Raw genomic sequence first — 26,218 nt, 5'->3', positions numbered from 1 at the left:
TCAAAAATTACAGTTTCTCTACCGCTGTCTGCTCTACTGCGATCGCATCCTTAAAGGTTTTGGCATATGCATCAAAGCCCTCTACGTCCTTTGGATCCGGGTCAACGGATGAGCCAACCGCATCTGCAAAGACACGATCTGCCAGATAATCGGCAAGTGTCTCCCCTGCTTCCTTATTGACCAGATAGGCTGCCAGAAGTGCCATGCCCCAAGGACCGCCTTCGCCTGCCGTCTCCATAACAGAAACCGGTGTATCCAGTGCTGCTGCCAGATAATTCTGGGCTACGCCCTTGGTCTTAAAGATACCGCCATGTCCATAGATAGCGTCGATCTCAACCTTTTCTTCCTGTAAAAGCAGATCCATGCCGACTTTCAAGGCACCGAAACTTGCATACAGATGAGACCGCATGAAGTTTGCCAGTGTAAACCTGCTCTCCGGAGTCCGTACGAACATCGGACGTCCCTCTACGCAGTTCATGATATTTTCGCCGGACAAAAATCCATAGGAAAGCAATCCGCCGCAATCCGGGTCTGCCTCCAAGGACTTGCGATAAAGCGTACCATATAATTCATCCCCGGACACCTTTACACCAAAAGTATCTAAGACTTCGCCACATAATCCAACCCATGCATTCAGGTCACTTGTGCAGTTGTTGGCATGTACCATGGCAACCAGACTTCCGTCCGGTGTCGTTACCATGTCAATCTGTGGGTAGTATTTGGTAAGTTCCTTATCCAGAACCACCATGGCAAATACGGATGTTCCGGCGGAAACATTACCTGTACGCTGTTTGACGCTATTGGTCGCAGCCATGCCCGTTCCGGCATCTCCTTCCGGTGGAGCGATCGGAATGCCTGCCTCTAATTCACCGCTTGGATCCAAGAGTTTTGCACCTTCTGCAGTAAGACTTCCTGCACTTTCTCCGGCAAGACGGATCTCCGGTAAAATATCTGCCAGATGCCATGCAAAGTGGCGGTCTGCGATCAGATCTTCAAACTTATCCATCATGACGGCATCGTACTGCTTTGTCTTAGGATCAATCGGGAACATACCGGATGCATCACCGACACCCAGCACCTTTTCCCCTGTCATGCGCCAGTGGATATAGCCAGCCAGCGTCGTAAAGAAAGCAAGGTCTTTTACATGGTCTTCGCCGTTTAAGATCGCCTGATACAAATGCGAGATACTCCAGCGCTCCGGGATATTGTATGAAAACAGTTGACTCAATTCTGCGGCAGCCGGACCGGTCGTAGAATTTCTCCATGTCCGAAATGGCACCAGCAGATTTCCGTCTTTATCAAATGCCAGATATCCATGCATCATGGCAGAAAAACCAAGTGCAGCAACTTTTGTCAATTTCACATCATATTTGTCTGCCACATCTTTTTTCAGATTGGCATAGGCATCCTGCAAACCTGCCCAGATCTCATCATCATGGTAGGTCCAGAAACCATTTTCCAGACGGTTCTCCCAGACATGGTCCCCACTTGCGATCGGCTTGTGCGCCTCATCGATTAGCACTGCTTAATTCTCGTCGAACCAAATTCAATTCCGAGGATTGCCTTTCCACCGGCAATCAATTCCCCTATGTTTCCCATAAGTACCTCCTCAAATTATTTAAAATTATACAAGGCTCTGTTATAAGACCTATGATCCTTATTCTGCATTTAGTATAGCATTGCCGGTTTTTTTCCACTATACGTTTATTAACGAATTTAGTTCACTTTTTTATCGCACTGGTCTGGAGATCCTCTGCCGACCGACAGGGAAATTTTTGGAAAATAAAAAAGCGCCAAACCTAGACATTTCTAAGTCCGACACTCTTCAAATGCGCGATCAGGGGTTCGAACCCTGGACACCCTGATTAAGAGTCAGGTGCTCTGCCAGCTGAGCTAATCGCGCATATACTTGTCTGTCGTTCCTGACGACAAAAAATATATTACTACGACTCGATGAAAAAAGCAAGTACTTTTTTCATTTTTTTCTAAATAAATTTTGATTTCTCAAATTTGATAAAAATATATTTATATGCCATTCAAAAAGGAGCCGTGATTTCGCATCACGACCCCTGATTTTTTACATATTTGCAAATAAGGCTGCGATCTCATCCGGTGACAAGACCTTATTCGGATCTGACAAATCCGGCATTGGTGGCTTTTCTTCAGCGGCAGGCTCCGGCATTGGTTCCGGCTCTGCTATAGCATCCAGATCCGGCAGATCGTCTGCACTTTCTGTATATTCCTCAAGATCCGGCAGATCCAGATCATCCAACTCGTCCAGACTTGGCAGATCATCTACAGATGGCATGTCCTCCATGACAGGTACTTCTTCTGTCTCCCCTGCCTCTTCTTCGATCGCCTCAGCCTCCTCGGCTGCGACCGGTCCCTCGTCGACCATCGGAGCATCTTCCTCGATCACGGTCTCATCCTGACGCATTTCCTCTGTATCCGATGCAAGGCTTGCAAGCATGGCATCGATCTCTGCCTGCGAGATCTCTCCGCCATTGTCAACAGGCTCTGCCTCCGGTGTGGCTGTCACTTCTTCTGCTTCCTCCGGCATTTCAACCGCTTCTTCTATGATCGGTTCGGCTACGGATTCTTCTATTACAGGTTCTTCCACAGTCTCTTGTGCAAGAGTTTCCTCGGCTGCTGCAAAAGCATCATCCTCTACTGGCTCCTCCGGAATCGGTGCTTGTGCTTCCGCTGCCGGGCTTTCTGCTACCGGACTTGCCGCCGGCTGTGCTGCCTGACGGAGTTCCAGATCGGAAATCTCCTGCTTCATCTGCTCCAATGCCTGATGCAGGGCAGCAAACTGATCCTGCATTCCCTGATTATTAGCCACGAGTTCTTCTCTCGTCTGCTGCAAGAGTGTCTCCTGCTGGCGAAGAAGGGCATCATTATTGTCTGCCAGTTTTTCCTCAAATCCAAACACGCGCTGAATCAGTTCATCATTGGCATTCATAAGCGCGTCTGCATTTTCCTTACTTCTGGAAATCGTTACCTTTGCAACTGCCTTTTGTGCTGTGATAATATCTTCCGCCGGAAAATTCGTATTTTCCTCTAACTGGTTCAGGCGTTCGTTCAACTCATCAAAGTATTTTCTCTGTGCAAGATAAGATGCCTTTTGCGCCTTATAGATCTCCTCGTAATCCAGTCTCTCTTTTTCTTTATTTTTCTGGCTCAGTTCGATGATCGATAAAACAAGAAAGAAGAGAACCGCCACCATACAAATGGCAACAATCAGTAAAACCGGAAAATTGCCTTTGGCGTGTATCATAAAGTAAATTTCCAACAAGAGAAATAATGCCTCGATCACACTGGCAAAAGCAATGGTAATTTTTTCTTTTTTCATGAATGTCCCCCGTTTTCCTCTATTAAGACATATTTGTACATTTAAAGACATTATACCCTGTCTTGCCAAACTTTCCAATAGAAAAACGGATGACTAATCTAAAAACTGCTGCATTTCTGACCAATCAATCTTCTTATCTTTAAAATAGTACTCTTTATCATGGTCGTTGATCTGTCGAACGACACGGCATGGCGTACCCATTGCTACCGAATTGGACGGAATATCCTTGGTTACGACACTACTGGCACCGATCACGACATTGTCCCCGATCGTAACACCCGGCACAACGATAACACCGGCTCCCAGCCAGCAATTCTCCCCGATATGAATCGGCATATTGTACTGGATGCCATGTTTGCGCAATTCCGGCAGCATAGGATGTCCTGCAGTCGCCAAAACGACATTTGGTCCAAAGAGAGTATGGCTGCCTACATAGATATGGGTATCATCTACACAGGTCAAGCCGAAATTTGCGTAAACTCCGTCTCCAAAATGTACATGTTTGCCGCCCCAATTTGCATGAAAAGGCGGTTCTATGTAACAATCTTTTCCCACATCTCCCATCATTTCCTTCATGATAGCATTGCGCTTATCCATTTCCGACGGTCTGGTCTGGTTGAAATCATACAAACGATCCAGGCATACCATCTGTTCTTCCATAACGCTGTCATCGTTCGGATCATATAACTTTCCATTGTGCATATTGTCTCTTTGTTCCATTTATAAAACCCTCCTTTAACTTTTCTATTCTTCTACGATATAATTGTCCCTGCCGCCCCGCTTTACGCGATAAAGGATCTTGTCTGCCTCGTCAAAAAATGTTCGGAAATCCTTGTTTTCTGACAACTTACCATTCTTATAACCCTGCGACAAGGTCACATGGACGCCTGCGAGCGAGTTTTCATTCGGAATGGCTTTTTCCATCAATTTCTGCCGGATCTGGTCTGCGATCTTCTTGATCGCCTCATTTTCATGGTTTAAGATGACGACTAAGAACTCATCCCCGCCATAACGGTAAACCTTGCCAGAGTGCTTGCTGACAACATCCTGAATAATACTGGCGATATCTTTTAAGCAGTCGTCTCCGCTCAGATGTCCGTAAGTATCATTCTTTTCCTTGAAGCAGTCAATATCCAGAATACCTACACAGAGGCGCTGTAAATCCTTTTTGCAGAAACCGGCAAGATCTTCGCCCAACTTGTAACGGTTGAATACACCTGTCAACTGGTCGGTATCAGACTTCTTTTTTGCCTGTTTCCACTCCCTCTCATTATTTTCCAAAGCAACCCTGACATCATAGGCTGCCTCTTTGTCATATCTGTCCTTTTCAATCTTCTCATTGTAAAGATCTGTCAATTCCATGCATTTTTTCGTATAGGAAGGCATATCATCCAAGGTCTGATACCACTTACGCCACATCTCGTTGACAAACAACTTGAGGTCAAGCACGTTTGCCTTCGTCGAATATCTCTCCATGATCTCAATGACCTGCTTCCATTTATCGTATTCCTGCATATCTATCAATAATTGGCATAATTCCGTAAAGTTTTGTACATAATTGCCAATCGCAGTATATTCTGTGGCACATTTTATCAGATAATCCAGTTTCTCATAGACCAGGTCTTTCTTGCCAAGAACCCAATTTACCCGGCTTTCCATCACATCATAATCAAAACGGATCCACTCCTCATCTGGCATATATTCAATCAATGGACGCTCCAGAATGAGAAACTTTTCCACCATGTCATATTGCTTTAAGGACATATAAGAGTCCTGCATATTGATGTATGCACCCAGCACGCGCTCCTTTTGGTTCGGATCCTGATCTAAATGATACTTGCGGATGACTTCCTCTGCCAGATTAAAATAGACCAAAGCCTTTTCATGCGCGCCAATGACCTGATATTCGCAACCGATATTGACATAGCCCATCATCTCATAGATCGGATAGCCATATTTTTGCGCGATCTCAATACATTGAAAAAGCTGGTCGATCGCCATACTACCGTTGCCGGTTGCTCCCAAAAGAACCGCCAGCATATTCAGACTGGAAGCACATCCTTCCTTGTCACCAATTGTTTCAAATGTATTTTTTGCCTTTTCGGTCAGGGTAATACTGTCATCGGTATTCCCCCTCTCATACTCCAGACGACCATCTTTTAAATAGTCATCTCATGGATCCGGCACCGGTTCTTGATGCCAAGAGACTTCATAGCCGGAGTGATTGCCAGGCAGATTGTTGACTTTGATCTGGTCGGATCTGCAACCACCAGGTTTGCTTTAAACGGATCCAGTCCACGTTCTACGCATTCCACAGAAGCATAAAAGGACTTTAGATCAATACAGATAATAGAAGTCTGATCCTGACTCACATTGTCACCTCCCATACGTCTTTCCTCTTTTTGTAACATGTATCCCATTTTGACTGTCAATGACTGTGCATCCTTCCTGTTTTCTTTAAAATATAGGAAATTCATTCCACATATTCATTGACAAAAGAGGAAATATTGTGTATCTTATAGGAAAGATGTTTCCCTTATCTGTGATTCACATTATAGGAGAGATATTTCCCTTTGTCAAGATTAATTTTTGATTTTTAGGAGACACATTTCCCGTTTTGCCTTGAGGCGGTAATGAGACTTATAAGACAAGGCTTAGAAAGAGGTATGTTTATGACATTCGGTGAAAAAGTAAGATCATTAAGAAAAGAAAAAAAGATGAGTCAGCAGGAACTGGCCAGTATGGTTGGTGTTTCATATAGGACCATTCGATCCTGGGAAGTAGAAGGACGTTTTCCAAAACAAAATGTTCTGTATCAGAAACTGGCAGATGCATTACAGTGTGACGTTTCTTATCTCATGAGTGAGAATGAAGCTTTTATCACAGAAGCATCCGAACAGTTTGGTAACCGTGGTGCCAGACAGGCTCAGCAGATTCTGGAACAAGCTGCAGCTATGTTTGCCGGTGGATCACTGACAGACGAAGATAAAATAGCTTTTATGGATGAGATCCAGAGCCTTTATCTGGATTCCAAAAGACGTGCAAAGAAATTTACACCGAAAAAATATCTGAAAAACCAAGAGGAAAAATAATAGAAGGCGGGATTATTGTACACCTAATCTGTTACCTTATAGTTACAAGGATATTTCTGCCCTTTTATTTTTTACTTTTGAGGTGATTTATTTGAGAAACACTTACATATATACAGAAACAAAGAAATTAAACAAGAAATATGGAACCCGAGATCCATTTGAGATCATGGATCAGATGAACATTGTTGTCGGGGAAACTTCCAGATATAAGACACTGAAAGGATATTGTTTTATGAGCTGCAAGACGATCTATGTCATGATCAGCAGTTTCCTTTCAGAAGAAGAAAAGATGATCGTCGCCGCCCATGAATTAGGGCATATCATCCTGCATCGTTCCCAGCTGAAAATGGCTCCGATGCAAGATGATACACTCTACAATATGACGGATAATACAGAATACCAGGCCAATCTGTTTGCTGCCGATCTTCTGATTGATGATGAGGAGATTGAAGATATGGTTCAGAACGAAGACCTGGATTATTTCGGACTCTGCAGCTCTTTGAATGCGACTCCGGAACTCATGAGCTTTAAACTATACAGCCTGACAAAACGAGGCCAGGCTTATCATATGCCGATGGAGATACAGAGTAATTTTCTGGCGAAATAATAGCGGATAAGATTATTCTACAATAGAAAAACTATAGATTTATCTCACTGAAAGGAGGATCATTTATGTCAAGACATCATATAGAAAAGGTAACTTGTCCTTCCTGCCATCATGAGGGAGATTTTGAGCTCTGGGACAGTATTAATACTGCACTGGATCCTGAAATGAAAGAGAAGGTACTTAATCAATCTATTTTCCTTTATACCTGCCCGAGCTGTGGAGAGACCTTTCGTTTAAACTACTCCACACTCTATCACCAGATGGAAGATCTTGTCATGATTTATCTGGTTCCTGAATCAGAAGTAAAGAAGACATATGAAATATTTTATGAAAAAAATGCTTTGGCTGATTATCGTACCGAAAAGTACTTATACCGGATTGTGACATCAGCAAATCAGCTCGTTGAAAAGATCCAGATCTTTGATGCAGGTAAAGATGACAGGGTAATGGAACTTGTTAAATTACTTGCGACAGATTCTATTCTCAAAAATGATCCCTATATAGAATTTGATGAACTGCGCTTTGCTGTCGACGACGACGGAACAAATATTCTTGTAATCATTAATAAGGGTGAGATTACTGGTGCAGTTGACATTGACAATATGTATGAATTTGCTTCTTCACACTGCAATGATTTCAAGGATCTCCGCGATGATGATGAAATAGTTATCAATAGGGAGTGGATCCTTAACAAACTTGCCGAAGCAGAAAACGAATAGTATATTTGGTGGCTACACCCCCAAGCCCCTGTAGAATAAATAACGCCAGTACTGGATATCAAAAATCCCGCACCGGCGTTATTTATTAAAATATTTTGTTTTTTAATCTTCAACACTCTCTACTGAAACTTCTTTTTTCTTCCTACTTTTACCAGAAATCATCTTGTGTCCTGTATAAATAGCCATAATCATGCAAAGCAAAGAACTTGCTGCAAAGTACTTATGGCCTTCTTTTGATCCCTTATAACCTGTATAAAAAGTTCCAAGCATTGTAATCAGTGCACCGATAGACCAATATTTATGTGATTTCATTCAGATACCTCCTGCCGTTTTTCTTAATCATATACCTTTTAAAAGATATATACAAACTGGTATTTTGAATCAATCGACAAGCAGCTCGGATCTTCCACTATAAATTCATACCTTCAGCAAATAGGATATGGCAATAAAAATATATCCGGAGATTTCTCTTCCTACTGGATGCAGTCATCCTTAAAGATTTCACCAGTAGAACAAGTTGAACTTTTGAAAAATTTATATCGAAACAACTTCAACTTTACTCCTGCTAATATTCATGCCGTCAAAAATTCCATCCATCTTACCGCCTCTGAAAATGGAGAATTTATGGAAAAACCGGAACCGGACGAGTGAACGGGCAGGATATAAATGGCTGGTTTATAGGTTTTATAGAAAGCCAAAATAATACATACTTTTTCTCCACAAATATTCAAAGCGAACAACGTGCAACTGGTAGTAAAGCATCAGATGGTGCTTTATCTACTCGTATTGATTCGTCACATAAATATAAGCATCTTCCAACGTTGCAGGAATTGACATACACTCCAATTCTGGCTGTATTTCAGAAATCACTCTTAACTGCAATCCCCCCTCAACATACTGTTAGATGTAATACGATACTTCTGTTCCACTTCTCTTGCTTTTCTCTCATCAGGTACTTTGCAAATCCAGATTTTCCCCTGTGCTTCTTCTGTCAAATTCTTCATAGAACCCGCATACAGAAATCGACCTTTATGCATAATTGCAAGCTGATTGCAGGTGGCAGCTAAGTCTTCTACCACATGAGTTGAAAACAAAACCGTTCTGTTTTCAGAAAAATCTACTAACAAATTGCGGATGCGAATACGTTCCTCCGGATCTAAACCGGTAGTTGGCTCATCCACAATTAAAAATTCCGGTTCATTTAAAAGCGCCTGCACCAATCCTACCCGTCGCTTCATACCGCCTGATAACTGCTTCATTTTCTTCTTACGATGTTCTATAAGACTGGTCTTTTTCAAATAATAATCTATCCGCTTTCTACATTCTGCTTTCGGAACACCTGCCAGATCTCCCATATACTCCAAACACTCCTGAACCGTCAAATTAGGATACAGTTCAATTTCCTGTGGTAAATACCCTATCTTTCTTTGGATTTTTTCATAGTTTCCTTCGCTATACAAAATTCCGTCTAATGTAACCATTCCGTTTGTAGGTTTAAGCACAGTAGTCAAAACTCTCATCAAAGTTGTCTTTCCCGCTCCATTTTCTCCCAATAGTCCAAATATCCCATTTGGTATATCTAAATCTGCATGGTCGATTGCTGTGACACTATTCTTAAATCTTACCGTTAAATCCTCAATATGAATACTCATAAATTTACCCTCTCTTTCTTACGATCTTCGGCAATGCCAGTAACAAAATCAGTCCGATACAAATACACAAGCCTTTCCCATACAGCCATGTAATATCGGCAGTATTTTCTATATCTCTAAAAGAATAAGAAAACAGATTCCATGCTCCAAAAAGTTTATCTCCACCTGTGGAATTTGTTGCTACCCATATCAAAAGACTGCTTCCAATTCCCATCCACATATTGCGAAAAAGCATAGACAATGTATTAGCCAATATTCCCCAAAAGAAAATAGTTACTACAATCGCCCCAAAACAGGTAATAAACTGAAGTATTTCACTTTCTGTTACTGGATGTGTAATTGGTTTCTGAAACGCAAAAAACAATCCATATCCAAGAACAGCGAGCAGCAGCAAAAAAGTTCCCTGTATCATCAGTCTCTGTATAATAGAATAGATTCTCTTTTTTATCTGATACAGTCTCTGAACTTCGGAACGGTTGCTTGTAATTTCCTGCACATAAGTATCTGCACAAAAAACAGCAGTCAACATCGCAAAAGGCGGCTCTATGGATAGTCCTATTTCATACGTGAAAACAACTGCACGAATCACACTTAAAATTACAACAAAGGATACTGCATAAGCAATTTTATAAAATGGCAGAACAATCTTCATTTCCTTCTTCATTTATATTCGCCTCCGCTTCCAAATCTGTATCGAAATCAGTATAATTACTACCGATACAATAATAAGAAAACTTTGATTTAAGAGCGCCATCGGGGGCGGTGTCGTATCAAAAAGCTGCCCCGGAAATCGTACCATGATTGCCAAAGGTTTGCCCCAATATCCGTAAACTCCCTCTGCATTAGTTCCGCCCAAATTGGAATACACCATATAAAGAATCAAAAGTGGTACACCCGGAAGTGGATTTTTAAATATGAGTGAAATCAATGTATATATACTCACAATCATCAGCATATTAGGCAATATATAAAGTACCGTAGAAGCCACAAAATCCCATAGTCGCACTTCAAATCCACTATCCTTTGTATAGATGCGGCACAATACCCAAAACAGTATATTCAAAATAGTTAGCACAAGCAAACAAATTGTAAATCCTGCACTCACTTTTCCCATTACATACTTCCCGGCAGTCACAGGCTTTGTATGCAACAATTCATAAGTATGCTTTTTTGTATCTTGTAAAAATAAAACCGCCAACATAATAATTGCAAAAAACACCATATACAGACCCGCAAAATCAGCAAATTTTCTTGCGTAATAAAAAGAAAATGTCTTATCTTCCAATTTTTTATCTAGATATGCGTTGATTTCTTCTGCCGTTCCCTTATAATACGTACTGTCCTCGTATAAATACCTTGCCCCGTACCAGTCATATTCCTGCTCCAAATACGCATAGGCCTCTTTTAAATTCATGCTTTCCAGCTTTTCAATGACATTCTGTGCTTCTGAATCCGTCAATCCAAACACATCCGTTAATTTTATTTTTACCTTTTCATGCCATACCTCTCTGTGCTTTTCAGGCGTGGCTGGAATATAGCCCTCATACACTTCTCCTTCAACCGAAGTGTTGGACTGATCATTGATGATTTCCTCCCCCGTTGTAAGATAATGTGTGGTTAAATATGGACTTGTCGCATTAAACACACCATAAATCACAAGCAGAACACCTACCCAAAATAACGGTCGCTTTAGATAATTCCTAATCTCTCTTTTAAAAATAGCAATCATACGTATTCCTCCTTTCCTTCGTTATAGACATCATAAAATATAAATCACAACAAAAAGACAACAGCATAAAAAAATCGGACCGCTCATGCAATCCGATGAAATACTGCTGTTATTACAGCTCCACTCTGTTTTTCATTTTCTATCAGTAACTGACCACCATGCTTTTCACAATACAATCTGCTGATATACATGCCCATTCCTGAATGTTTCAAACTGTCTTTCACATTTTGCTGATAAAAAAGCTCTGTTGCCTTTTGCTTATCTATTGTAAATCCCACTCCATCATCCTTTATTCTGATCTGTAATTCAGAACAGGTAAGAAACACTTCCATTTCCACTTTTGTCTTGGCGTAACGAAAGGCATTTGACAAAAGGTTTTCTATAACCTCTAAAATCACTTCCTTATCTCCTGAAAATTTTTCTTCTGTTTCCGAACATTCTAATTCATATAGCTTTCCAAATTTTTTCCTAAACACGTTCATCTCTGCCCGTACGTCTATTTCTACCTGTTTACTGGTAATTTCTTCTGCTACTAACTCCCTTGTATCTAACTGCTCATCTTTCGCATAGTTTCCACAAAGATATCCATACGTTCAATCTGTTTTTTGCTTTCATTTACCATTTCTAAGGCTTGCTCCATATTTATCTCTTTCTTCGGAAGATATTCTGAAAGCATTTCCTGATACCCCTCCAGCACAGAGAGCGGAGAACGTATATCATGTGCAATGGCAGCCCGCAAAGCCTTTTCTTCCTCAAGCATTTTCCATAACTGTTGATTATTCTCTGCCAGCTGTCCTCTCATTCGTTCAAACTCTTTGCACAATCCGCCCATCTCATCTTCATTTTCATAAGTGATATGGAAATCTAAATTATTTCGACCAACTTGTCGGGAAGCCAGTTCTAATTCTTCGATAGGGCATTTCAGTTTATGCTTATAAAAAAGAAATACCGCTATAATACTCCCTGCAACAGATACGATAAGCACTGTAAATGTCTGAAGAAAATCACATATTTCCGATACATGATAATCAAATTCTTTCATTTCATAAGAATGTGGTCTCGGAACATCTGGCAAATACCTTCTACCATCCCCTTCAGCCATTTCAAAATATTCTTCTTGGTCTACATAATTCCACCAAATGTTGTTTTGTACTGTGCTTGCTATTCGCATAATTAGTGCTGAAAGATAAAAACTAATTATTAAACTAATTATCATATACAAAACAATGGTTTTCCTTAACGAAAGATTTTTTATTTTGCCCATTTATATCCCCTCCCCCATACCGTTGCAATATATTCGTGTTCCGAATACATTTTCATTTTCTTGCGGATTCTGCGAATCAACTCCGTAACCACCCGGCTGTCCCCTTCTGCATCATATCCGCCAATCTTCTCATAGATTCGTTCTTTATCAAATACCATTTCAGGGTTCATAGACAAAAATTCTATGATCTCATACTCTAATTTCGTAAGCTCTAAAGCATTCCCTTTAATATGTACACATTTACTGGCATAGTCAATCACTAATTCTCCATAAAACCTTTGTTCTTTTTTCCTATGTAAACGTTCTTCACGTTTCAAATGGGCAATAATTCTAGCATCTAATTCTTTCAAACTGAATGGTTTTAAAACATAATCATCACCACCAGACAACAATCCCATTACTCGATCCTGTTCTTCTACTTTTGCAGTCAAAAAAATAATCGGACAGGAAACCATATCTCTGATTCTTCTGCACACTTCAATTCCGTCCATTCCCGGCATATTTACGTCCAATAAAATAATATCAGGATTTGCACTTATCTTTTCCATTGCTTCTATGCCATTTTCTGCAATCATTACCGTATAATTCTTCAATGTAAAGTATTGATTCAGCATTTTTAGCAATTCTCTATCATCATCAACCATTAAAATTTTATAGTTCATAAATTTCACCTCTGGCTCTAATGTTATCTTTTCCTTATAGTATAGCTTATAAAAAACAACAAATAAACAACAATTCCTAAAAGGCAACAGCCTTTCTAAACTGCCGCCTTTTCTCCTTCATTTTATTTCCATTATTGATAAACCATCTCTGTATCCACAATCTCCCTTGCACACGATTATATATTGTTCATTCTCGCTACCCATTCCATCTGATTTTCTGCCTTTAACTGTTCCGTGATCCCCTGTGCCTGTTTCATCTGCTCTACAATTCTTTCAAACCTTAAATACTTATAGTCATCTGTATCCAAACAAACAAGCCGAAGTCGCACAACAACTTGAAAATCTTATCAACGGAACAACAGTCCCAGATACTATTATAAAAAAGGAAAAAGAGCTCCTTCGAGCTCTTTTGATTCAGTTCTGTAAACTTGAATTTATCTTGCAATTAGAAACCATTTATCTTGTATATGGTTCAGTGTCTTTTCCATCATATACAAATGCTTTTATATCCGTATTTTCATCAACCTCAGCATGAATACCTACCGTGTATTCTTTATCTGTAACATTCTGAAAAGAATAGCAACCGCCAGCAGGAATACTGTCAGATACAAGTTCCTGTTTTCCTTCACAGAGCAGATGTACAGTAATGTCAAAATCGTTTCTGTTCTGGACTGTCAACACGCCTGTATTAGACAAAATTTTTGCGTCAGAATATGTAATTACATAGGAATCAGGCGTTGACTTTTCCGCACAGACCACAGAACACTCCCACTGTGTCTTTGCTTTTGCTTTTCGATAGGCTTCCGAAGACTTATATGTTGAAAATATAATCATTGTACTTATAGCAAGAATGCCAGTGATGACAAACGCTATTGTTACTTTTTTCTTCACAACCATCACCTCCACACACAAATTCCGATTTGCACTTCAAATCGTTTTCTTTATTCTATCATAGCATCCATTATTCCGCCATCAGTCTTTCGAACCAGGTATCCATGACAATGATAAACTGGCCTGCTCCTGGCAATTCTTGTAGCATTTCGTCAAGAGTTTTCTGTTTCACATATTTCTGCACATACACCCAACAGGCAATGCTACTGGCTTCTGATACAATGTCAGCTATGGTTTTGCGCATAAGCTCTTCAAATTCAGTAATTTCTTCTTTTGGGACAACATCATACAGTGTTGGTGCCTGATGACTTAATTTTACGCCATTTTCATTTGCATCTTTAAGCAGATTCTTAACTTTTTCTCTTGAATCCTCCGGTACTTTTATGTACTCCCACATAAATGCTACCACATCGGACGGTGTGTCTTTTTTAAGTGGTGGTAACTGAATATAATCATTGTTTTCGCTCATTTTCATATTCTCCTCACGATATAATAAAATCAATAATGCGTTCTCTTGTCATGTCCAGTACAGTATCTACGAACACTCCTGCAAAAAGGATCAGATACAGAATTACACTCAGCGAAAACAGAAATGCAACCTGTACCCAGTCACGGTAACAGTATGCAGTCGCTATAATCAACAAAGTGAATATAAACCCAAGGATCCCTCTGACAACCGCATAAGTCTGTACTGTCATCTTTACTGCCAGTCCGATCACAAAAAGGATCAGCCATACCGGCAGTAATAATATTTTCCCAGCAAGTTTTAAAATAAACATGTGCACCTCCTATCTTACCAGTCCTGGCATATCATGGTTCACCTCTGCCTGATAATACCCGTTCATCGTAGACGGTGCATTAAACAGGGATGCTAATAAATATTTCTTGATGTTCTTCACTTTGGTGGTGTTACCACGCATACAGTGTAAGACATACTCGATATGTGAATAGGTCAGCATCAGAAATTTTTTCTTCACCAGTGATGCCGGATACCAATTGCTGGCAATCAATATCTTGTCATTTTTACACATCACAGTTTCTACGATCAGGTTCACGATTTCATCTACCTGTCGCATATCGTCATGATGGGTTACTTCCAGTGATTCATAATCAATGGTCTCTTTGACAAGGTTTTCATAAGCCTGATAATCCTCAGAGCGGTTATCGCTATCAAATCTTTTCTCATCCACAGATATGATAGGATTAGATTTATTATCATTCATTTCAGTATAACTAAGATTAGTATTATTAGGGTTTGAAATGTAAACTTCTTGAAGTTTGTTTTCGGGACTTCTAGAAGTTTGATTTTGGGACTTCATGAAGTTTAAATTGTAAACTTCTGCAGGCTCTTCATTTTCCACAGAAGTTTGTTTTTTAAACTTCTCTAATTCCTCTCCAAATTTTTTCTCATCTGTTTTCTCAGGCATAAAGGTTTTTACGTAGATAACATTCACCTTTCCAAATCCCTGCCTGCGTTTCTCAATCAGACCAATTCCTGTTTCGTCATCCAGCTCTCTCATGGATTTGATGGCTTTATTTCTGCCACAGTTCAGTAATTCCATGATATCTTCGATGGAAAAGTAGATATATGCTCTGTTTTTGTCGTCAAACCACTGATTTTTGATGGAAAGAGACATTCGATCCAACATCAGTCCATATAAAATTTTAGCATCGCTTGATAAATCTTTAAAATAGCTGTCTGTAAATAATGCTTTTGGTATGCGGTAGAAGCTGAACTGATCAGCTTCGGTACCGTAAAAATAATTAAATGTCATTTTTTTCTCCATAATTTCCTCCTTTCATTTTCTGCTAAGAAGTCCTCTTTTTAAACTTCTTTGACATTGTTTTCTTAGCTTTTTCTCTCCTTAACAGGACTGTTCCTGCATCCACTTTTCTAATAATGATTCAATCACCTGCTCCATATCTTTGGCTGTATAATCATCCGGAAAATACTTTGTCAGTTTCTTTTCTGAGAAAGTAAGAGACCGGGATACTTTCTTTGCCATCACACAGTTATTGAAAATCGATAACATCTGAATCTGATTGATTGGTCCATCATTCAGCTGATTTCTGAGTGCTGCAATCTGTTTTGGCTTGATAAATCCGGTGTCGCTGATATATTCGTAAATCCATTCCTGTACTTCCTTGTCGATATAGGAGATATCGACAGCAACCGTGAATTGAAGCTTTTTGTTATCTACCAGATCAAGAAGTTCCGGAATTAATTCTGTCAGTCGGATATACCGCTGAACACTTCGTGCACTTTCTCCAACCTGTTCTCCTAATAACTGATCTGTTCTCGACTTCGTGCCACTTTGGCACAAAGTTAAATCTGTCCGACTCCCCTGTCTTTTCATTGCATCAAGTTTCATCTTATAAGCAAAGGCTTTCTCACTGGGCAACAGTTCCTCTCGCTGAATGTTAGCGTCCACCATCGCAATCACGGCATCATCATCCGATAATTCTCTTACGATTGCCGGGATAGTCGTAAGTCCTGCAAGCTGTGCTGCATGCATTCTTCTATGACCGGATACCATTTCATATTCTTCATTATCATCCATTCGAAGCAGTACCGGTGTCAGTACTCCATTGATCCTTACACTTTCAACCAGATCCTGCATCTTTTCATCATCCAGCACCTTGAACGGATGATTTTTAAACGGATGGATCTTACTGATTTCTATCTCCATTGCAGATTCTTCATTTACCACACCCAGCAGTTCATCAATGCTTGCCAGTTTAATCTTTTCGCCACTTCTATTTTTCATTTTTCAAAACCTCCTGTGTTAAGTTCTTATATGCTTCGGCAACTTTTCCTTTCGGGCAGTGCATGTAGATGCTTTTTCCCTCTGCACTGGTCTCAGCAGCTTTTACAGACATCGGGATCACATTTTCAAATACCTCGATCTGACTTCCGTAGGTTGTATGTACTCTCGATGCAATATCCCTTGCGTAATTGGTTCTGAAATCTACCATGGTCAGGAGAATGCCCTCAATCGCCAGTTTCCGGTTCAGTCTTTTCTTTACTGTAAGAATGGTCTTGATCAGCTGCTGAAGTCCTTTCACCGGCAGATATGCGGCTTGCACAGGTATCAACACAGAATCGGAAGAGACCAGTGCATTGATTGTCATCATACCAAGGCTCGGCATACAGTCGATCAGGATATAATCGTATCGGCATCGTATCGCATCGATATATTCTTTCATGATCATTTCTCTGCTCATAACATTTCCCATCGTTACTTCCAGTGCGGAAAGCTCAATATTTGCCGGGAGAAGATCTACATTTTCCTGGTGATGTAAAATCCCATCTTCCAGAGAGATTTCTTCTTCGTTGATGACATCCATCATGATTGTTGCCAATGTGATGCGAAGATCATCCGGTTCCTCATATCCAAGACTTGCGGTTAAACTTCCCTGTGGATCCGCGTCGATCAGCAACACTTTCTTACCTTCTCTTGCCAGTCCAATGCCTACATTTACGGTTGTGGTGGTCTTTCCGACGCCACCTTTCTGGTTTACTACGGATATAACTTTACACATGATTTCTTCCTCCTTTAACTTTCCCATGATTCTTTTTTCCATAATTTCAACAGTGCCAGTATTTCCCGTTTCATCATTGCCGGTGTATAAGAATTTGGAAAATACTTGTGCAACTGCTCGTTTGTGAATGCCACTCTTGTGATCTCACCCTTTTTCACTTCACACATGATCTCTTCCATCTTTTCCAGTGACAACTGTTTTTCTTTACTCAGTTGCCGGATCCTCTGGGCCTGTGAGAGTGATGGGATCGCCTGTGCATACTCCATTGCTACAAGCAGTTCTCTTTGTTCTTTTTCACTTAATGCAGCTATCTCTACAGCCGGACAAAAAGAAATAATCTCATCATCCAGTTTCTGCAACATTTCCGGTATCAGTTTTGTCAGTGAAATATAACGCTGCACTTGTTTTGGGCTATCACCACAATCTTCACTGATGATTTCTATTGCCCGCTTTCTTGGTGTTTTGTGGTCAACTTGGCTCTTTTTCGACCACTTTTTCTTTTTAATACGTCATTCTTCAGTTTGTAAGCAAAAGCTTTTTCACTGTAGCTGATCCGTTCTCTGTGAAGATTGGAATCTACCATGCTCAAGATGGAATCATCTTCACTTAATACCCGGATGATTACTGGTACTTTACGGTATCCCAGTTTCTCCGCAGCATGTTTTCTTCTGTGACCGGATATGATCTCATAGTATCCATCCGGTACTGGTCTGACGATCAGCGGATTTAAAATTCCATACTTCTCAATGCTTTCCTGCAAAAGAAACATTTCCTTATCATCTTTTACCTGAAACGGGTGCTTTTTGAACGGACGAAGACGCTCAATCTCAATTTCTATGATTCTTTCTTCGTTTTCTCCTGATTGTCTGTTTGGCTCAGTCATCTTGACTCCTTTCCTCCAGGATTCAGGAAATAAAAAATGCCTGCCTGGAACTTTTATAGATAGTAAAGTTCCAAACAGACATTGCTGTTTGACCATTAGCTACAGCTAATAGAATTGAATACTGTTTCAGCTAATTCATGTTTGCAGGTTTGGGAGAGATTGTTTCTTTTCCCGCCTTTTCTCTGATTTACATCCCCGAATAAGGGGTGACAACGGAGCGGAACCCAAATGTTAGCTGGACTTCTTAAAACCCATGTTTGCAAACCGGTAATTTTGATTAGCTGTCAGCTAACAAAAATCGGATTGCGTTAGCTGGAAATTGATCATTTTGAATGGAATTTTGTGTCACGAACGTGATTAGAAAATAACAAAAGCGTTCGCTGTCAGCTAATCCAGCTAACATTTTCGAACGCTTTGAAGCCCGTCGCCAAGAGGATTTGAACCTCCGACCCCTCGCTTAGGAGGCGAGTGCTCTATCCAGCTGAGCTATGACGACACATGCCGCAAACCCTTGATTTTACTGGGTTTCTGGGATTTTTCCCTTCGGCCATATATAAGATTATCAACTCTCTTTCGAGTTGTCAATCTACAGATTTTTTTGATTTGGTAACATTAGAACGTTCCCCAATTTGGGGAATGCTTTGTTGTCACCATTAGCATTTTTCAGAATAGATTCGAACTGAAAGTTGTTTTTCATTTTTTCCCTTTGGGGAATGCCTCGGCTTTCTCTTAGGAGGCGCTTGTTATATCCATTTAACTAAGAGAACAAATACAGGTCTGCCAAAACAGACCTTTTTATTAAATTAAAACTCTACGGTTCCCTGCATCCAAATGTTGCCCTTAAATCTACGACCAACCTCCGGAAGTCCCAATAGATCTTTTGCATTGATGCAAACATCAAACTCCAGATCATTACTTTCCAGATGCATCACATACAACTCTTCCATGGTAACATAATTTGTTAATTTATGGAACTCTTTTATTTGACCGATCACAGCAAATTTATCGCTTTCAATACCATATGGCATAAAGGTTGTCTTTACAATGCTATAAACATCTTCCTTCGTGACACGCTTTGATATCATGGAATAGGTATCCATATCATCGATCGTCAGACTCTCGATCGCATCCTCATCCCCTTCTCTGGCTGCCGCCACGAGTGAAGTACGATCTGTCGTCTTTTTATCTGTCTTTTTTACGGTAGGCTCTGCCACCGGAAGTAATATCTTTCCCTCCAGCGAAAGTCCCGTCAGATAAGATCTGCGAAAACGATTTCCATCATAACCATGGCTGGACTTTTGCAGATACTCGATCGCATTCTGTAAGTAAAAGATCAGATTTACGCCAAGCCGCATCTCATCACAAAATCCCTGATAACTTTCTTTATCCGATTGCTTGATGATCTCCAGTTCCGCATCTGTAGAAAAATTACCGCCCTTACAATAAGGAAAGTAATAATCTACTTTGAAATTGTCATCCGTATCATATACACCACGAATGGCAATTCCCGTATGTTCGCACACTTCAAAATCAAGTTCTACAAATTCATTTCCATCAGAATCCAGGGCTACTTCATGACTATCAGGCTTGCGTATCGCTTCATAGATCAAATGATCCAGTTCGTCTTTTGTAATATTGGAAAATCCAATCGCCTGTAAATAACTATGCATAAATTCCTACTTTCCTTACTTGTTACTCTCAAGCGCAGCATCGAGAGCCTGTTGTTCTTCCTCTGCAAGCATAATGATGGAGTTGCCGTCAATGATCTCTTTTACATATGTATAGCAGCCCTCACGACTGTGAACAGCATTGAGGACAAATCCGTCATTCTTCTCATTTAACATGGCAAGTGAAAAGGAAAGTTTTCCTCCCATCTCCTGAAAAGCATCATACTTGATGAGTCCGTACTTCTGAAAACCAAACTTCATTCTCTTGAACAAAGCATCAATGTTTCTCTCATTTGCCGCATTACTCTCTATCAGTTCATCTACCTGCTCCAGACGATATACAAGTGTATCTTCCAGTGACTTGGCATTCTTACCACTCATAAAGATTGCATATCTTTTCTTTAACTTGCTCATCTGCACCACATTGATGATCATGAGGATGATCAAAAGCAAGATAACTGCTGCCATACCAATGACAACATAATCGGTACTGATTCCTAAATATTCTTCAAACATAATAACACCAACTTTTCTTTCTTTGTATTTTACAGAACATTTGTTCTATTCATGACGGATAGACTGAAACAGACCTACGATACGATCCAACTCATCCTGTGAGTAATACTCGATCTCTACTCTACCCTTTTTGTTATCCTTTGGCACGATAGTTACCTTTGTTCCCAGTGTCTTTTTCATCTGCTCCTGCAATTCTGCATAAATAGCCTCAAGTCTCGGATCGATCTTCGGCTCTTTTACCTTGTCACTGTCTTTCTCATTTTGCAGACGCTTTACTTCTTTTTCTACATCACGCACGCTGAGTTTTTCATCAAAAACGCGCTGTGCAAAATCGTACTGCTTATCCTTATCTGTAATACCAAGAATGGCTCTGGCATGACCGGTGGAAAGCATTTCGTCAATGACCATCTGCTGTACACGCTCATCCAACTTCAAAAGACGCATAGAGTTGGTAACGGCTGTTCTACTCTTTGACACACGCTCCGCTACTTCATCCTGTTTCAGATTGAACTCATCCAAAAGTTTCTTATAAGCAAGGGCTTCCTCAATCGGATTTAAGTCCTCACGCTGGATATTCTCGATCAAAGAAATCTCAACGATTTCCTGCTCTGAAAGATTCATAACGATAACAGGTACTTCTTTCAGTCCTGCTTTCTTTGCCGCACGCCATCTACGCTCGCCGGCAATGATCTCATAATAAGAATCTTTTCCGTTCTTTACTTCATGCACCCAAAGTGGTGATAAGACACCATGCTGTTTGATAGAATCTGCTAATTCCATCAGAGCATCTTCATCAAATGCTTTTCGTGGCTGCTCTGCATTTGGCTCGATCTTGTCAATGCTTACCATTGCTTTTGCATTTTCTACCGCATTCTGATCTGATACTTCTTTTGCACTTTCTATTGGTTTACTTGGAATTAAGGAATCCAGTCCTTTACCTAATCCTTTTTTTGCTGCCATGCCTAGACATCCTTTCTCTCAATAATTTCCTTTGCCAAATTACGATAACTCTCTGCTCCGGAAGACTTTGGATCGTAAAGATTGATCGGCAGTCCATGGGAAGGAGCCTCTGCCAAACGAACATTTCTAGGAATGATCGTCTGATAAACCGTAGCATTCAGATTTTCTTTGACAGTATCTACAACATCTGATGAAAGATTTGTTCTTGCATCGTACATGGTAAATACCACACCATCAATCCTAAGATTTGAATTCAATCTTTCCTGTACCAGGTCGATCGTATGGATCAACTGGCTGATTCCTTCCAATGCATAATACTCACACTGGATTGGAACAAGAATTGAATCTGCTGTTGTCATAGCATTGACGGTAAGCATGTTCAATGATGGCGGGCAATCAATAATGATAAAATCATAATCGTCACGAATGTAATCTACTGCATTCTTTAAAATATATTCTTTTTCATTGATGCCCAGCAATTCGATCTCCGCTCCTGCTAAGTTTACATTAGATGGAATCAAAGATAAATGCTCAATATTTTCCACTTTTGTCATACTCTCTCGAATGGAACATTCTCCCAGCATCAACTCATAAACTGTATTTTCTATTTCTTCTTTATCAATACCAAATCCACTGGTCGTATTTCCCTGCGGATCCAGATCGATAACCAATACCTTCTTACCCAACTCTGCCAGACATGCTGACAAATTTATAGATGTCGTTGTCTTACCAACGCCACCCTTCTGATTTGCAATTGCGATGATTCTTCCCATCTGATGAAACTCCTTTTCTTTCTATTCTCTTATCGTATATTCTTATTTACAACGATACCAATTATAGCACTTTTATAGAACTTTAAAAAGCGATTTTTCCTAGTAAAATCAAGCCTTTCACTATATATAATACTAGATATTGTCTATTCACATTATCCACATTAGAATGTTTCACGTGAAACATTTTTACAAGATATAGTAAAATCATCTGGAGTTTATCCAAATCTCAACACTAAATATTGTGGTCATTATTTGTGGATAAGTATATATATATATAATGTTTCACGTGAAACATCTCATCCATAGTACCTATATCTAGTGTTTCATAAATATTTTTCTTTTCTAGATATTGTCATATCCTGATTTGTTTTCTATAATTAATAGATAAATACAGGAGGATATTTAACAATACTACCATGAACTATAGGATAAGGAGTGTATATGACTTTAATAAAAAAGAAAGAAGATGAATTTTACAGTCCATGGCCAAGGATAGTTTCAGTCTCTCTTGTCATCGCACTGCTCGGAACAATCCTTTTTACCATACTCTATCTACATCTACAAATTGACTGGATAGAGTCGCTTGCCATCACATTTTTTACAACAAGTTATCATATCGTGATAAGACTGTTGTCTCCTCTTATACTAAGCCTCCTGTTTCATCATAAGTATAACTACCAGATATGGTGGTTTCAACCAAAGACATGGGAGACCAAACTATACAAAGGACTTAAAGTAAAACAATGGAAAAGGCAGGTCATGGTCTTTGATCCAAGCCAATTTTCTTTAAAAATACATAGCATACAAGAGGTCATCAATAATATGTGTCATGCAGAACTTGTGCATGAACTTATCATGCTATTTAGCATCTTGTCCATTCTCTTTACCATACCTTTTGGTGCCTTACCGGTATTCTTGATCACGGCAATCTGTGCTACCCTATTTGATAGTATGTTTGTTATGATCCAGAGATACAACCGACCAAGACTTGTCCGCATCTATGAAAGACAGAATAAATAAAAAATGAGGGTAAACATATTGGATTGTTTACCTCATAATATATCAAGACATATACTTACTGATATAATGATCCAGTTCCAATTTTGCTCTTCTCGGATCACTTATAATATAAGAAGAAATCGTTTTTAATTCTTTTTCATGTGAAACATCCTTCAACTGCTCTTGGTTGTTCTTGGTGTCCTTTACCTCTTCCAATGCTTTTTCGCAGTCGGATAATTTTTCATGCACTCTGTCTATCTCAGAAGAAAGATTTATTTTATCTTGGTTCAATCCTACCAGTAATTGTTGCAGTTCCTGTATACGGGACTTGTTTTTTTGATTAATATCTCTTGGTGTGAAATCAGAAAAATAAGAATTATCCTCCTCATCCAAAAGATCTAAGAATTTTTCATTTTCTTTAATTTTGCTAAGGACTAATTCATAGTCCTCATCCAGTTCTATTTTTTTAGCGATCAGTTCTTCCTGCTGCTTCTTTAGAAATTCGTAAACCATATTTCATCCTTTGATATTTATATATTTTATCACGTTAATACACTACCGTATTAAATATTTTTTAATACATAATTAGGATATTTAACTCCACCTATATTCTATAATATTATGACTTAGCATTGCAAGAATTCTACCTTAACAAAACAAAATAAATTATAGAAAAATTCTAAAAGTTTTCAGAAAATATTTGATAAGACGCATAAAGTACACTATAATAAAAAATAATAGGATTAGAAAATTTAGGGAGATCAAATATGGGTAAAAAACATTCCTTATTAAAAACAGTGCTTGCTGCAACGGCTGCTCTCTATGCGACCAACACAGCGATCGACTATCATGCAAAAGATAAAAATCTTTGTTCTACGGCAAAGGGTGATTTTTATGATTTTAAATATGGTCGAATCTATTACACCAGGCAGGGTCAGGGCGCTCCTCTCCTCTTGCTCCACAATTTAGATACCATCAGTTCCGGTTATGAATGGTCCAAGATTCTGAAAAAATTAGAAAAGGATCACACCGTATACACACTGGATCTTCTCGGATGCGGCAGATCAGACAAGCCATCACTTACTTATACGAATTTTTTGTATGTGCAGTTGCTGACCTCCTTTATCCAGGATGTGATCGGTGAAAAGACAAATGTCATTACCAGCGCAGATGCTTCATCCATTGCCATCATGGCAAATCAAATGAATCCTGATCTTTTCGATCAGATCATTTTGATCAATCCGTCTGACATCCATCAGATGAAGATGGAGACCAACCGTTTACAGATGACGATCAAAAATATCCTGTTTGCACCACTGGTCGGAACAGCCCTCTACAACTTTTATGTCAGTGAAGATCATATCCGTTCTATCTTTGACAAAAAGTATCTGAGCCGCCCACTACAGGACAACAAGAAATTTACAGATCTGTATTATCAGTCTGCACACATCCATAAGAGTAACGGCAGATTTTTATATGCCAGCAAAAAATGTTCTTATACAAACGTGGATGTGACAAGAGCCATCACAGACAAAGATAATCTTCACATCATAGAAAGTACAGACCGGAAGAAAGCCATCAGCATCGCAGAAGAATATGTAAAGAAAAATCATGCGATCGATGTCACATACATTTCCAATTCAAAATTACTTCCAATGTTAGAAGTACCGGATCAATGCCTGAAGATCATTCAGAATTATCTGGCATAAAGTAACACGATTGACTTACACAAGATGGGACATGCTTATGATAGAAAATACAAAGGAATGCAAAATCTGTCACAAATTATTATCCGCTGATTATGAGGGCGACGTCTGTCCGCATTGTCAGGAGGAAGACCTCTTTATGCGTGTGAAAGATTACATTCGATCCAATGTTGTAAATGAATATATGGTAGCAGATCATTTTCAGATTTCCATAAAAAAAGTGAGAAACTGGATCAAAGAGGGGCGTATCGAATATGTAGAAAAAGATACACAGATCGTCGGCACCAAATGCCAGCGTTGTGGCAAGCCGGTTTCTTTCGGAACACTCTGTCCGGATTGTATGCGCCTCATGAATTACAACAATAAAAAAATCCAACTTACACCGGATTTCAAAAGTCAGGAAGACGATCGTATGCGTTTCTTGGAATAATAAAAATGGGATAAGAATTTCCTCTTATCCCATTTTTATGTCTTTAATGTAATGGATCCTTAGAAGGCATCCCCGCTTTTCTCGGATAAGCCTTTGGTGTCTTCTTTTCTTTTTGAATGACTACAAAAGACCTTTGCAGATCAGAATCCGGCAAAGAAAATTTGTGCACATCCGAAACTTTTCCACCCAAAAGATAAATACCTTTCTTTCCCTGATCCAGTTCTTTATCAATATTTGATGACTTGTAAGAGATAAAGACTCCGCCTACTTTTACAAATGGTAGACAATATTCTGACAAAGTCGAAATATTAGCAACGGCACGCGATAGGCATAGATCAAACTGCTCTCTGTAATTCTTGTTGCGCGCTGCTTCTTCTGCCCTGCCATGCACTGCCTCAACATTTTCCAGACTAAGTTCATCTATGACATCCTGCAAGAACAAAATACGCTTGTTCAAGGAATCCATGAGTGTGATCTCAAGTTCAGGAAAAGCAATCTTAAGCGGAATACCGGGAAAACCTGCACCTGTACCAAGATCAAGTACTTTCTGAGATTTATGAAGATCTGCAACCTCAACCAAGGACAAACTGTCTAAGAAATGTTTTTCCACAACCTCATCAAATTCCGTGATTGCCGTCAAATTCATGACCTTATTTTTTTCTATCAGCATTTCATAATAAATAAGAAATTGCTTGATCTGATCTTCTGATAAGTTAATGTCAAGTTCCTGCAATCCATGATAAAATCGATTTAAATTATAATTCATACACTTT

At 39.6% G+C, this 26,218-nt stretch carries 28 protein-coding genes, 2 tRNA genes and 6 pseudogenes; 8 read left to right on the top strand and 28 right to left on the bottom strand.

Features of this window, described 5'->3' with window-relative positions; all coding sequences use genetic code 11:
- Positions 1–7 precede the first annotated feature (7 nt).
- The 6 genes and pseudogenes from DW996_RS04060 to DW996_RS04035 form a co-directional block, all read right to left on the bottom strand.
- Positions 8–1,599 (bottom strand): annotated as a pseudogene (locus DW996_RS04060) (xylulokinase).
- Positions 1,600–1,830: 231 nt separating this feature from the next.
- A tRNA-Lys gene (locus tag DW996_RS04055) sits at positions 1,831–1,903 on the bottom strand.
- Between the two features lie 174 nt (positions 1,904–2,077).
- Positions 2,078–3,352 (bottom strand): hypothetical protein, encoded by a 1,275-nt coding sequence (locus DW996_RS04050; protein WP_118534942.1) that lies wholly within the window; start codon positions 3,350–3,352, stop codon positions 2,078–2,080.
- Between the two features lie 93 nt (positions 3,353–3,445).
- Positions 3,446–4,072: a sugar O-acetyltransferase gene (locus DW996_RS04045; RefSeq protein ID WP_118534941.1), complete on the bottom strand. Its 627-nt coding sequence runs from the start codon at positions 4,070–4,072 to the stop codon at positions 3,446–3,448.
- 24 nt (positions 4,073–4,096) lie between these two features.
- The gene (locus tag DW996_RS04040) at positions 4,097–5,377 is read right to left on the bottom strand and encodes a GGDEF domain-containing protein (protein ID WP_158575188.1); all 1,281 of its coding nucleotides are present in this window, start codon (positions 5,375–5,377) and stop codon (positions 4,097–4,099) included.
- Between the two features lie 143 nt (positions 5,378–5,520).
- Positions 5,521–5,739: pseudogene (locus DW996_RS04035) on the bottom strand (Y-family DNA polymerase); the annotation flags it as partial.
- Positions 5,740–5,985: 246 nt separating this feature from the next.
- Here DW996_RS04035 and DW996_RS04030 point away from each other — a divergent pair.
- The 3 genes from DW996_RS04030 (at position 5,986) to DW996_RS04020 (ending at position 7,770) form a co-directional block, all read left to right on the top strand.
- Complete coding sequence (locus DW996_RS04030) at positions 5,986–6,444, top strand: helix-turn-helix domain-containing protein (RefSeq protein ID WP_118534939.1); 459 nt, start codon at positions 5,986–5,988, stop codon at positions 6,442–6,444.
- A gap of 91 nt (positions 6,445–6,535) precedes the next feature.
- Positions 6,536–7,051, top strand: a complete 516-nt coding sequence (locus DW996_RS04025) for an ImmA/IrrE family metallo-endopeptidase (RefSeq protein ID WP_330428765.1) — start codon at positions 6,536–6,538, stop codon at positions 7,049–7,051.
- Positions 7,052–7,116: 65 nt separating this feature from the next.
- Positions 7,117–7,770 carry a CpXC domain-containing protein gene (locus DW996_RS04020; protein WP_118534938.1) on the top strand — a complete coding sequence of 218 codons (654 nt, stop codon included), beginning with the start codon at positions 7,117–7,119 and terminating at the stop codon, positions 7,768–7,770.
- Between the two features lie 102 nt (positions 7,771–7,872).
- On the opposite strand, the gene DW996_RS04015 is transcribed toward DW996_RS04020, so the two are convergent.
- Positions 7,873–8,082, bottom strand: a complete 210-nt coding sequence (locus DW996_RS04015; protein ID WP_008392833.1) for a DUF6219 family protein — start codon at positions 8,080–8,082, stop codon at positions 7,873–7,875.
- A 45-nt stretch (positions 8,083–8,127) separates the two neighbouring features.
- Between DW996_RS04015 and DW996_RS14760 the strand changes: the two genes are divergently transcribed.
- Both DW996_RS14760 and DW996_RS15010 read left to right on the top strand, forming a co-directional pair.
- On the top strand, positions 8,128–8,421 hold the full coding sequence (locus DW996_RS14760) for a penicillin-binding transpeptidase domain-containing protein (RefSeq protein WP_081016920.1): 294 nt from the start codon (positions 8,128–8,130) through the stop codon (positions 8,419–8,421).
- Positions 8,418–8,474: pseudogene (locus tag DW996_RS15010) on the top strand (hypothetical protein); the annotation flags it as partial. The gene DW996_RS14760 and the pseudogene DW996_RS15010, both read left to right, overlap by 4 nt.
- A gap of 73 nt (positions 8,475–8,547) precedes the next feature.
- On the opposite strand, the pseudogene DW996_RS04005 reads toward DW996_RS15010, so the two are convergent.
- The 19 genes and pseudogenes from DW996_RS04005 to DW996_RS03915 form a co-directional block, all read right to left on the bottom strand.
- Positions 8,548–9,422: pseudogene (locus tag DW996_RS04005) on the bottom strand (ABC transporter ATP-binding protein).
- 4 nt (positions 9,423–9,426) lie between these two features.
- Positions 9,427–10,086, bottom strand: coding sequence for a hypothetical protein (locus DW996_RS04000; protein ID WP_118534937.1), 660 nt, complete (start codon positions 10,084–10,086; stop codon positions 9,427–9,429).
- Positions 10,087–11,151, bottom strand: a complete 1,065-nt coding sequence (locus DW996_RS03995; protein WP_022037030.1) for an ABC transporter permease — start codon at positions 11,149–11,151, stop codon at positions 10,087–10,089. It abuts the gene before it with no gap.
- Between the two features lie 83 nt (positions 11,152–11,234).
- On the bottom strand, positions 11,235–11,627 hold the full coding sequence (locus tag DW996_RS13185) for an ATP-binding protein (protein WP_243036677.1): 393 nt from the start codon (positions 11,625–11,627) through the stop codon (positions 11,235–11,237).
- Positions 11,628–11,698: 71 nt separating this feature from the next.
- Positions 11,699–12,415 carry a histidine kinase dimerization/phospho-acceptor domain-containing protein gene (locus tag DW996_RS13180; RefSeq protein WP_243036676.1) on the bottom strand — a complete coding sequence of 239 codons (717 nt, stop codon included), beginning with the start codon at positions 12,413–12,415 and terminating at the stop codon, positions 11,699–11,701.
- Entirely contained in the window at positions 12,403–13,077 is a 675-nt protein-coding gene (locus DW996_RS03985) for a response regulator transcription factor (RefSeq protein ID WP_025580965.1), read from the bottom strand. Before DW996_RS03985 ends, DW996_RS13180 begins: the two co-directional genes overlap by 13 nt.
- Before the next feature lie 176 nt (positions 13,078–13,253).
- Positions 13,254–13,361 (bottom strand): annotated as a pseudogene (locus tag DW996_RS03980) (TnpV protein); the annotation flags it as partial.
- Between the two features lie 172 nt (positions 13,362–13,533).
- The gene (locus tag DW996_RS03975; RefSeq protein WP_005334752.1) at positions 13,534–13,974 is read right to left on the bottom strand and encodes a hypothetical protein; all 441 of its coding nucleotides are present in this window, start codon (positions 13,972–13,974) and stop codon (positions 13,534–13,536) included.
- Positions 13,975–14,038: 64 nt separating this feature from the next.
- A complete protein-coding gene (locus DW996_RS03970; protein WP_005334861.1) occupies positions 14,039–14,443 on the bottom strand; it encodes a hypothetical protein in 405 nt (134 codons plus the stop codon).
- 7 nt (positions 14,444–14,450) lie between these two features.
- Positions 14,451–14,747: a hypothetical protein gene (locus DW996_RS03965; protein WP_055171371.1), complete on the bottom strand. Its 297-nt coding sequence runs from the start codon at positions 14,745–14,747 to the stop codon at positions 14,451–14,453.
- A 9-nt stretch (positions 14,748–14,756) separates the two neighbouring features.
- Positions 14,757–15,755 (bottom strand): DUF6017 domain-containing protein, encoded by a 999-nt coding sequence (locus DW996_RS03960; RefSeq protein WP_005334866.1) that lies wholly within the window; start codon positions 15,753–15,755, stop codon positions 14,757–14,759.
- Positions 15,756–15,833: 78 nt separating this feature from the next.
- Positions 15,834–16,736 carry a ParB/RepB/Spo0J family partition protein gene (locus DW996_RS03955; RefSeq protein WP_101872287.1) on the bottom strand — a complete coding sequence of 301 codons (903 nt, stop codon included), beginning with the start codon at positions 16,734–16,736 and terminating at the stop codon, positions 15,834–15,836.
- Positions 16,726–17,511 (bottom strand): ParA family protein, encoded by a 786-nt coding sequence (locus tag DW996_RS03950; RefSeq protein ID WP_055148854.1) that lies wholly within the window; start codon positions 17,509–17,511, stop codon positions 16,726–16,728. Before DW996_RS03950 ends, DW996_RS03955 begins: the two co-directional genes overlap by 11 nt.
- 14 nt (positions 17,512–17,525) lie before the next feature.
- Positions 17,526–18,490: pseudogene (locus DW996_RS14755) on the bottom strand (ParB/RepB/Spo0J family partition protein).
- 326 nt (positions 18,491–18,816) lie between these two features.
- Positions 18,817–18,890 (bottom strand) — tRNA-Arg (locus tag DW996_RS03935).
- A gap of 307 nt (positions 18,891–19,197) precedes the next feature.
- Positions 19,198–20,064, bottom strand: coding sequence for a DUF3881 family protein (locus DW996_RS03930; protein ID WP_118280646.1), 867 nt, complete (start codon positions 20,062–20,064; stop codon positions 19,198–19,200).
- A 15-nt stretch (positions 20,065–20,079) separates the two neighbouring features.
- Entirely contained in the window at positions 20,080–20,577 is a 498-nt protein-coding gene (locus DW996_RS03925; protein ID WP_118534936.1) for a DUF4446 family protein, read from the bottom strand.
- Positions 20,578–20,622: 45 nt separating this feature from the next.
- A complete protein-coding gene (locus DW996_RS03920) occupies positions 20,623–21,537 on the bottom strand; it encodes a ParB/RepB/Spo0J family partition protein (protein ID WP_118280648.1) in 915 nt (304 codons plus the stop codon).
- Between the two features lie 2 nt (positions 21,538–21,539).
- On the bottom strand, positions 21,540–22,310 hold the full coding sequence (locus tag DW996_RS03915; RefSeq protein ID WP_118534935.1) for a ParA family protein: 771 nt from the start codon (positions 22,308–22,310) through the stop codon (positions 21,540–21,542).
- Between the two features lie 441 nt (positions 22,311–22,751).
- On the opposite strand from DW996_RS03915, the gene DW996_RS13165 reads away from it, so the two are divergent.
- Complete coding sequence (locus tag DW996_RS13165; protein ID WP_118534934.1) at positions 22,752–23,330, top strand: hypothetical protein; 579 nt, start codon at positions 22,752–22,754, stop codon at positions 23,328–23,330.
- Between the two features lie 42 nt (positions 23,331–23,372).
- Here the strand turns inward: DW996_RS13165 and DW996_RS03905 are convergent, their stop codons facing one another.
- Complete coding sequence (locus DW996_RS03905; RefSeq protein WP_118534933.1) at positions 23,373–23,822, bottom strand: hypothetical protein; 450 nt, start codon at positions 23,820–23,822, stop codon at positions 23,373–23,375.
- A 254-nt stretch (positions 23,823–24,076) separates the two neighbouring features.
- On the opposite strand from DW996_RS03905, the gene DW996_RS03900 reads away from it, so the two are divergent.
- Both DW996_RS03900 and DW996_RS03895 read left to right on the top strand, forming a co-directional pair.
- Entirely contained in the window at positions 24,077–25,018 is a 942-nt protein-coding gene (locus DW996_RS03900; RefSeq protein ID WP_118534932.1) for an alpha/beta fold hydrolase, read from the top strand.
- Between the two features lie 37 nt (positions 25,019–25,055).
- Positions 25,056–25,445, top strand: coding sequence for a FeoC-like transcriptional regulator (locus DW996_RS03895; RefSeq protein ID WP_118534931.1), 390 nt, complete (start codon positions 25,056–25,058; stop codon positions 25,443–25,445).
- Positions 25,446–25,488: 43 nt separating this feature from the next.
- Here the strand turns inward: DW996_RS03895 and rsmG are convergent, their stop codons facing one another.
- Entirely contained in the window at positions 25,489–26,211 is a 723-nt protein-coding gene (gene rsmG, locus DW996_RS03890) for a 16S rRNA (guanine(527)-N(7))-methyltransferase RsmG (protein ID WP_186854246.1), read from the bottom strand.
- Positions 26,212–26,218: the final 7 nt, after the last annotated feature.

Source organism: Roseburia sp. AM51-8 (genome assembly GCF_003478275.1).
Taxonomy (GTDB): Bacteria; Bacillota; Clostridia; order Lachnospirales; family Lachnospiraceae; genus Pararoseburia; species Pararoseburia lenta.
Note: the sequence above shows the minus strand (reverse complement) of the source record. Positions and strands in the feature narration are given on the sequence as shown.

What these genes read in the sequence shown, in the direction of transcription:
- DW996_RS03915 (WP_118534935.1), bottom strand. Translation starts at nt 22,310, where the DNA reads ATGGGAAGAATCATCGCAATTGCAAATCAGAAGGGTGGCGTTGGTAAG.
- rsmG (WP_186854246.1), bottom strand. Translation starts at nt 26,211, where the DNA reads ATGAATTATAATTTAAATCGATTTTATCATGGATTGCAGGAACTTGAC.
- DW996_RS03900 (WP_118534932.1), top strand. Translation starts at nt 24,077, where the DNA reads ATGGGTAAAAAACATTCCTTATTAAAAACAGTGCTTGCTGCAACGGCT.
- DW996_RS04020 (WP_118534938.1), top strand. Translation starts at nt 7,117, where the DNA reads ATGTCAAGACATCATATAGAAAAGGTAACTTGTCCTTCCTGCCATCAT.
- DW996_RS04050 (WP_118534942.1), bottom strand. Translation starts at nt 3,352, where the DNA reads ATGAAAAAAGAAAAAATTACCATTGCTTTTGCCAGTGTGATCGAGGCA.
- DW996_RS13180 (WP_243036676.1), bottom strand. Translation starts at nt 12,415, where the DNA reads ATGGGCAAAATAAAAAATCTTTCGTTAAGGAAAACCATTGTTTTGTAT.
- DW996_RS13165 (WP_118534934.1), top strand. Translation starts at nt 22,752, where the DNA reads ATGACTTTAATAAAAAAGAAAGAAGATGAATTTTACAGTCCATGGCCA.
- DW996_RS03955 (WP_101872287.1), bottom strand. Translation starts at nt 16,736, where the DNA reads ATGAAAAATAGAAGTGGCGAAAAGATTAAACTGGCAAGCATTGATGAA.
- DW996_RS03985 (WP_025580965.1), bottom strand. Translation starts at nt 13,077, where the DNA reads ATGAACTATAAAATTTTAATGGTTGATGATGATAGAGAATTGCTAAAA.
- DW996_RS03995 (WP_022037030.1), bottom strand. Translation starts at nt 11,151, where the DNA reads ATGATTGCTATTTTTAAAAGAGAGATTAGGAATTATCTAAAGCGACCG.
- DW996_RS04045 (WP_118534941.1), bottom strand. Translation starts at nt 4,072, where the DNA reads ATGGAACAAAGAGACAATATGCACAATGGAAAGTTATATGATCCGAAC.
- DW996_RS03965 (WP_055171371.1), bottom strand. Translation starts at nt 14,747, where the DNA reads ATGTTTATTTTAAAACTTGCTGGGAAAATATTATTACTGCCGGTATGG.
- DW996_RS03960 (WP_005334866.1), bottom strand. Translation starts at nt 15,755, where the DNA reads ATGGAGAAAAAAATGACATTTAATTATTTTTACGGTACCGAAGCTGAT.
- DW996_RS03895 (WP_118534931.1), top strand. Translation starts at nt 25,056, where the DNA reads ATGATAGAAAATACAAAGGAATGCAAAATCTGTCACAAATTATTATCC.
- DW996_RS04000 (WP_118534937.1), bottom strand. Translation starts at nt 10,086, where the DNA reads ATGAAGAAGGAAATGAAGATTGTTCTGCCATTTTATAAAATTGCTTAT.
- DW996_RS03930 (WP_118280646.1), bottom strand. Translation starts at nt 20,064, where the DNA reads ATGCATAGTTATTTACAGGCGATTGGATTTTCCAATATTACAAAAGAC.
- DW996_RS03970 (WP_005334861.1), bottom strand. Translation starts at nt 14,443, where the DNA reads ATGAAAATGAGCGAAAACAATGATTATATTCAGTTACCACCACTTAAA.
- DW996_RS03905 (WP_118534933.1), bottom strand. Translation starts at nt 23,822, where the DNA reads ATGGTTTACGAATTTCTAAAGAAGCAGCAGGAAGAACTGATCGCTAAA.
- DW996_RS03925 (WP_118534936.1), bottom strand. Translation starts at nt 20,577, where the DNA reads ATGTTTGAAGAATATTTAGGAATCAGTACCGATTATGTTGTCATTGGT.
- DW996_RS04015 (WP_008392833.1), bottom strand. Translation starts at nt 8,082, where the DNA reads ATGAAATCACATAAATATTGGTCTATCGGTGCACTGATTACAATGCTT.
- DW996_RS04030 (WP_118534939.1), top strand. Translation starts at nt 5,986, where the DNA reads ATGAGACTTATAAGACAAGGCTTAGAAAGAGGTATGTTTATGACATTC.
- DW996_RS03920 (WP_118280648.1), bottom strand. Translation starts at nt 21,537, where the DNA reads ATGGCAGCAAAAAAAGGATTAGGTAAAGGACTGGATTCCTTAATTCCA.
- DW996_RS03950 (WP_055148854.1), bottom strand. Translation starts at nt 17,511, where the DNA reads ATGTGTAAAGTTATATCCGTAGTAAACCAGAAAGGTGGCGTCGGAAAG.
- DW996_RS03975 (WP_005334752.1), bottom strand. Translation starts at nt 13,974, where the DNA reads ATGGTTGTGAAGAAAAAAGTAACAATAGCGTTTGTCATCACTGGCATT.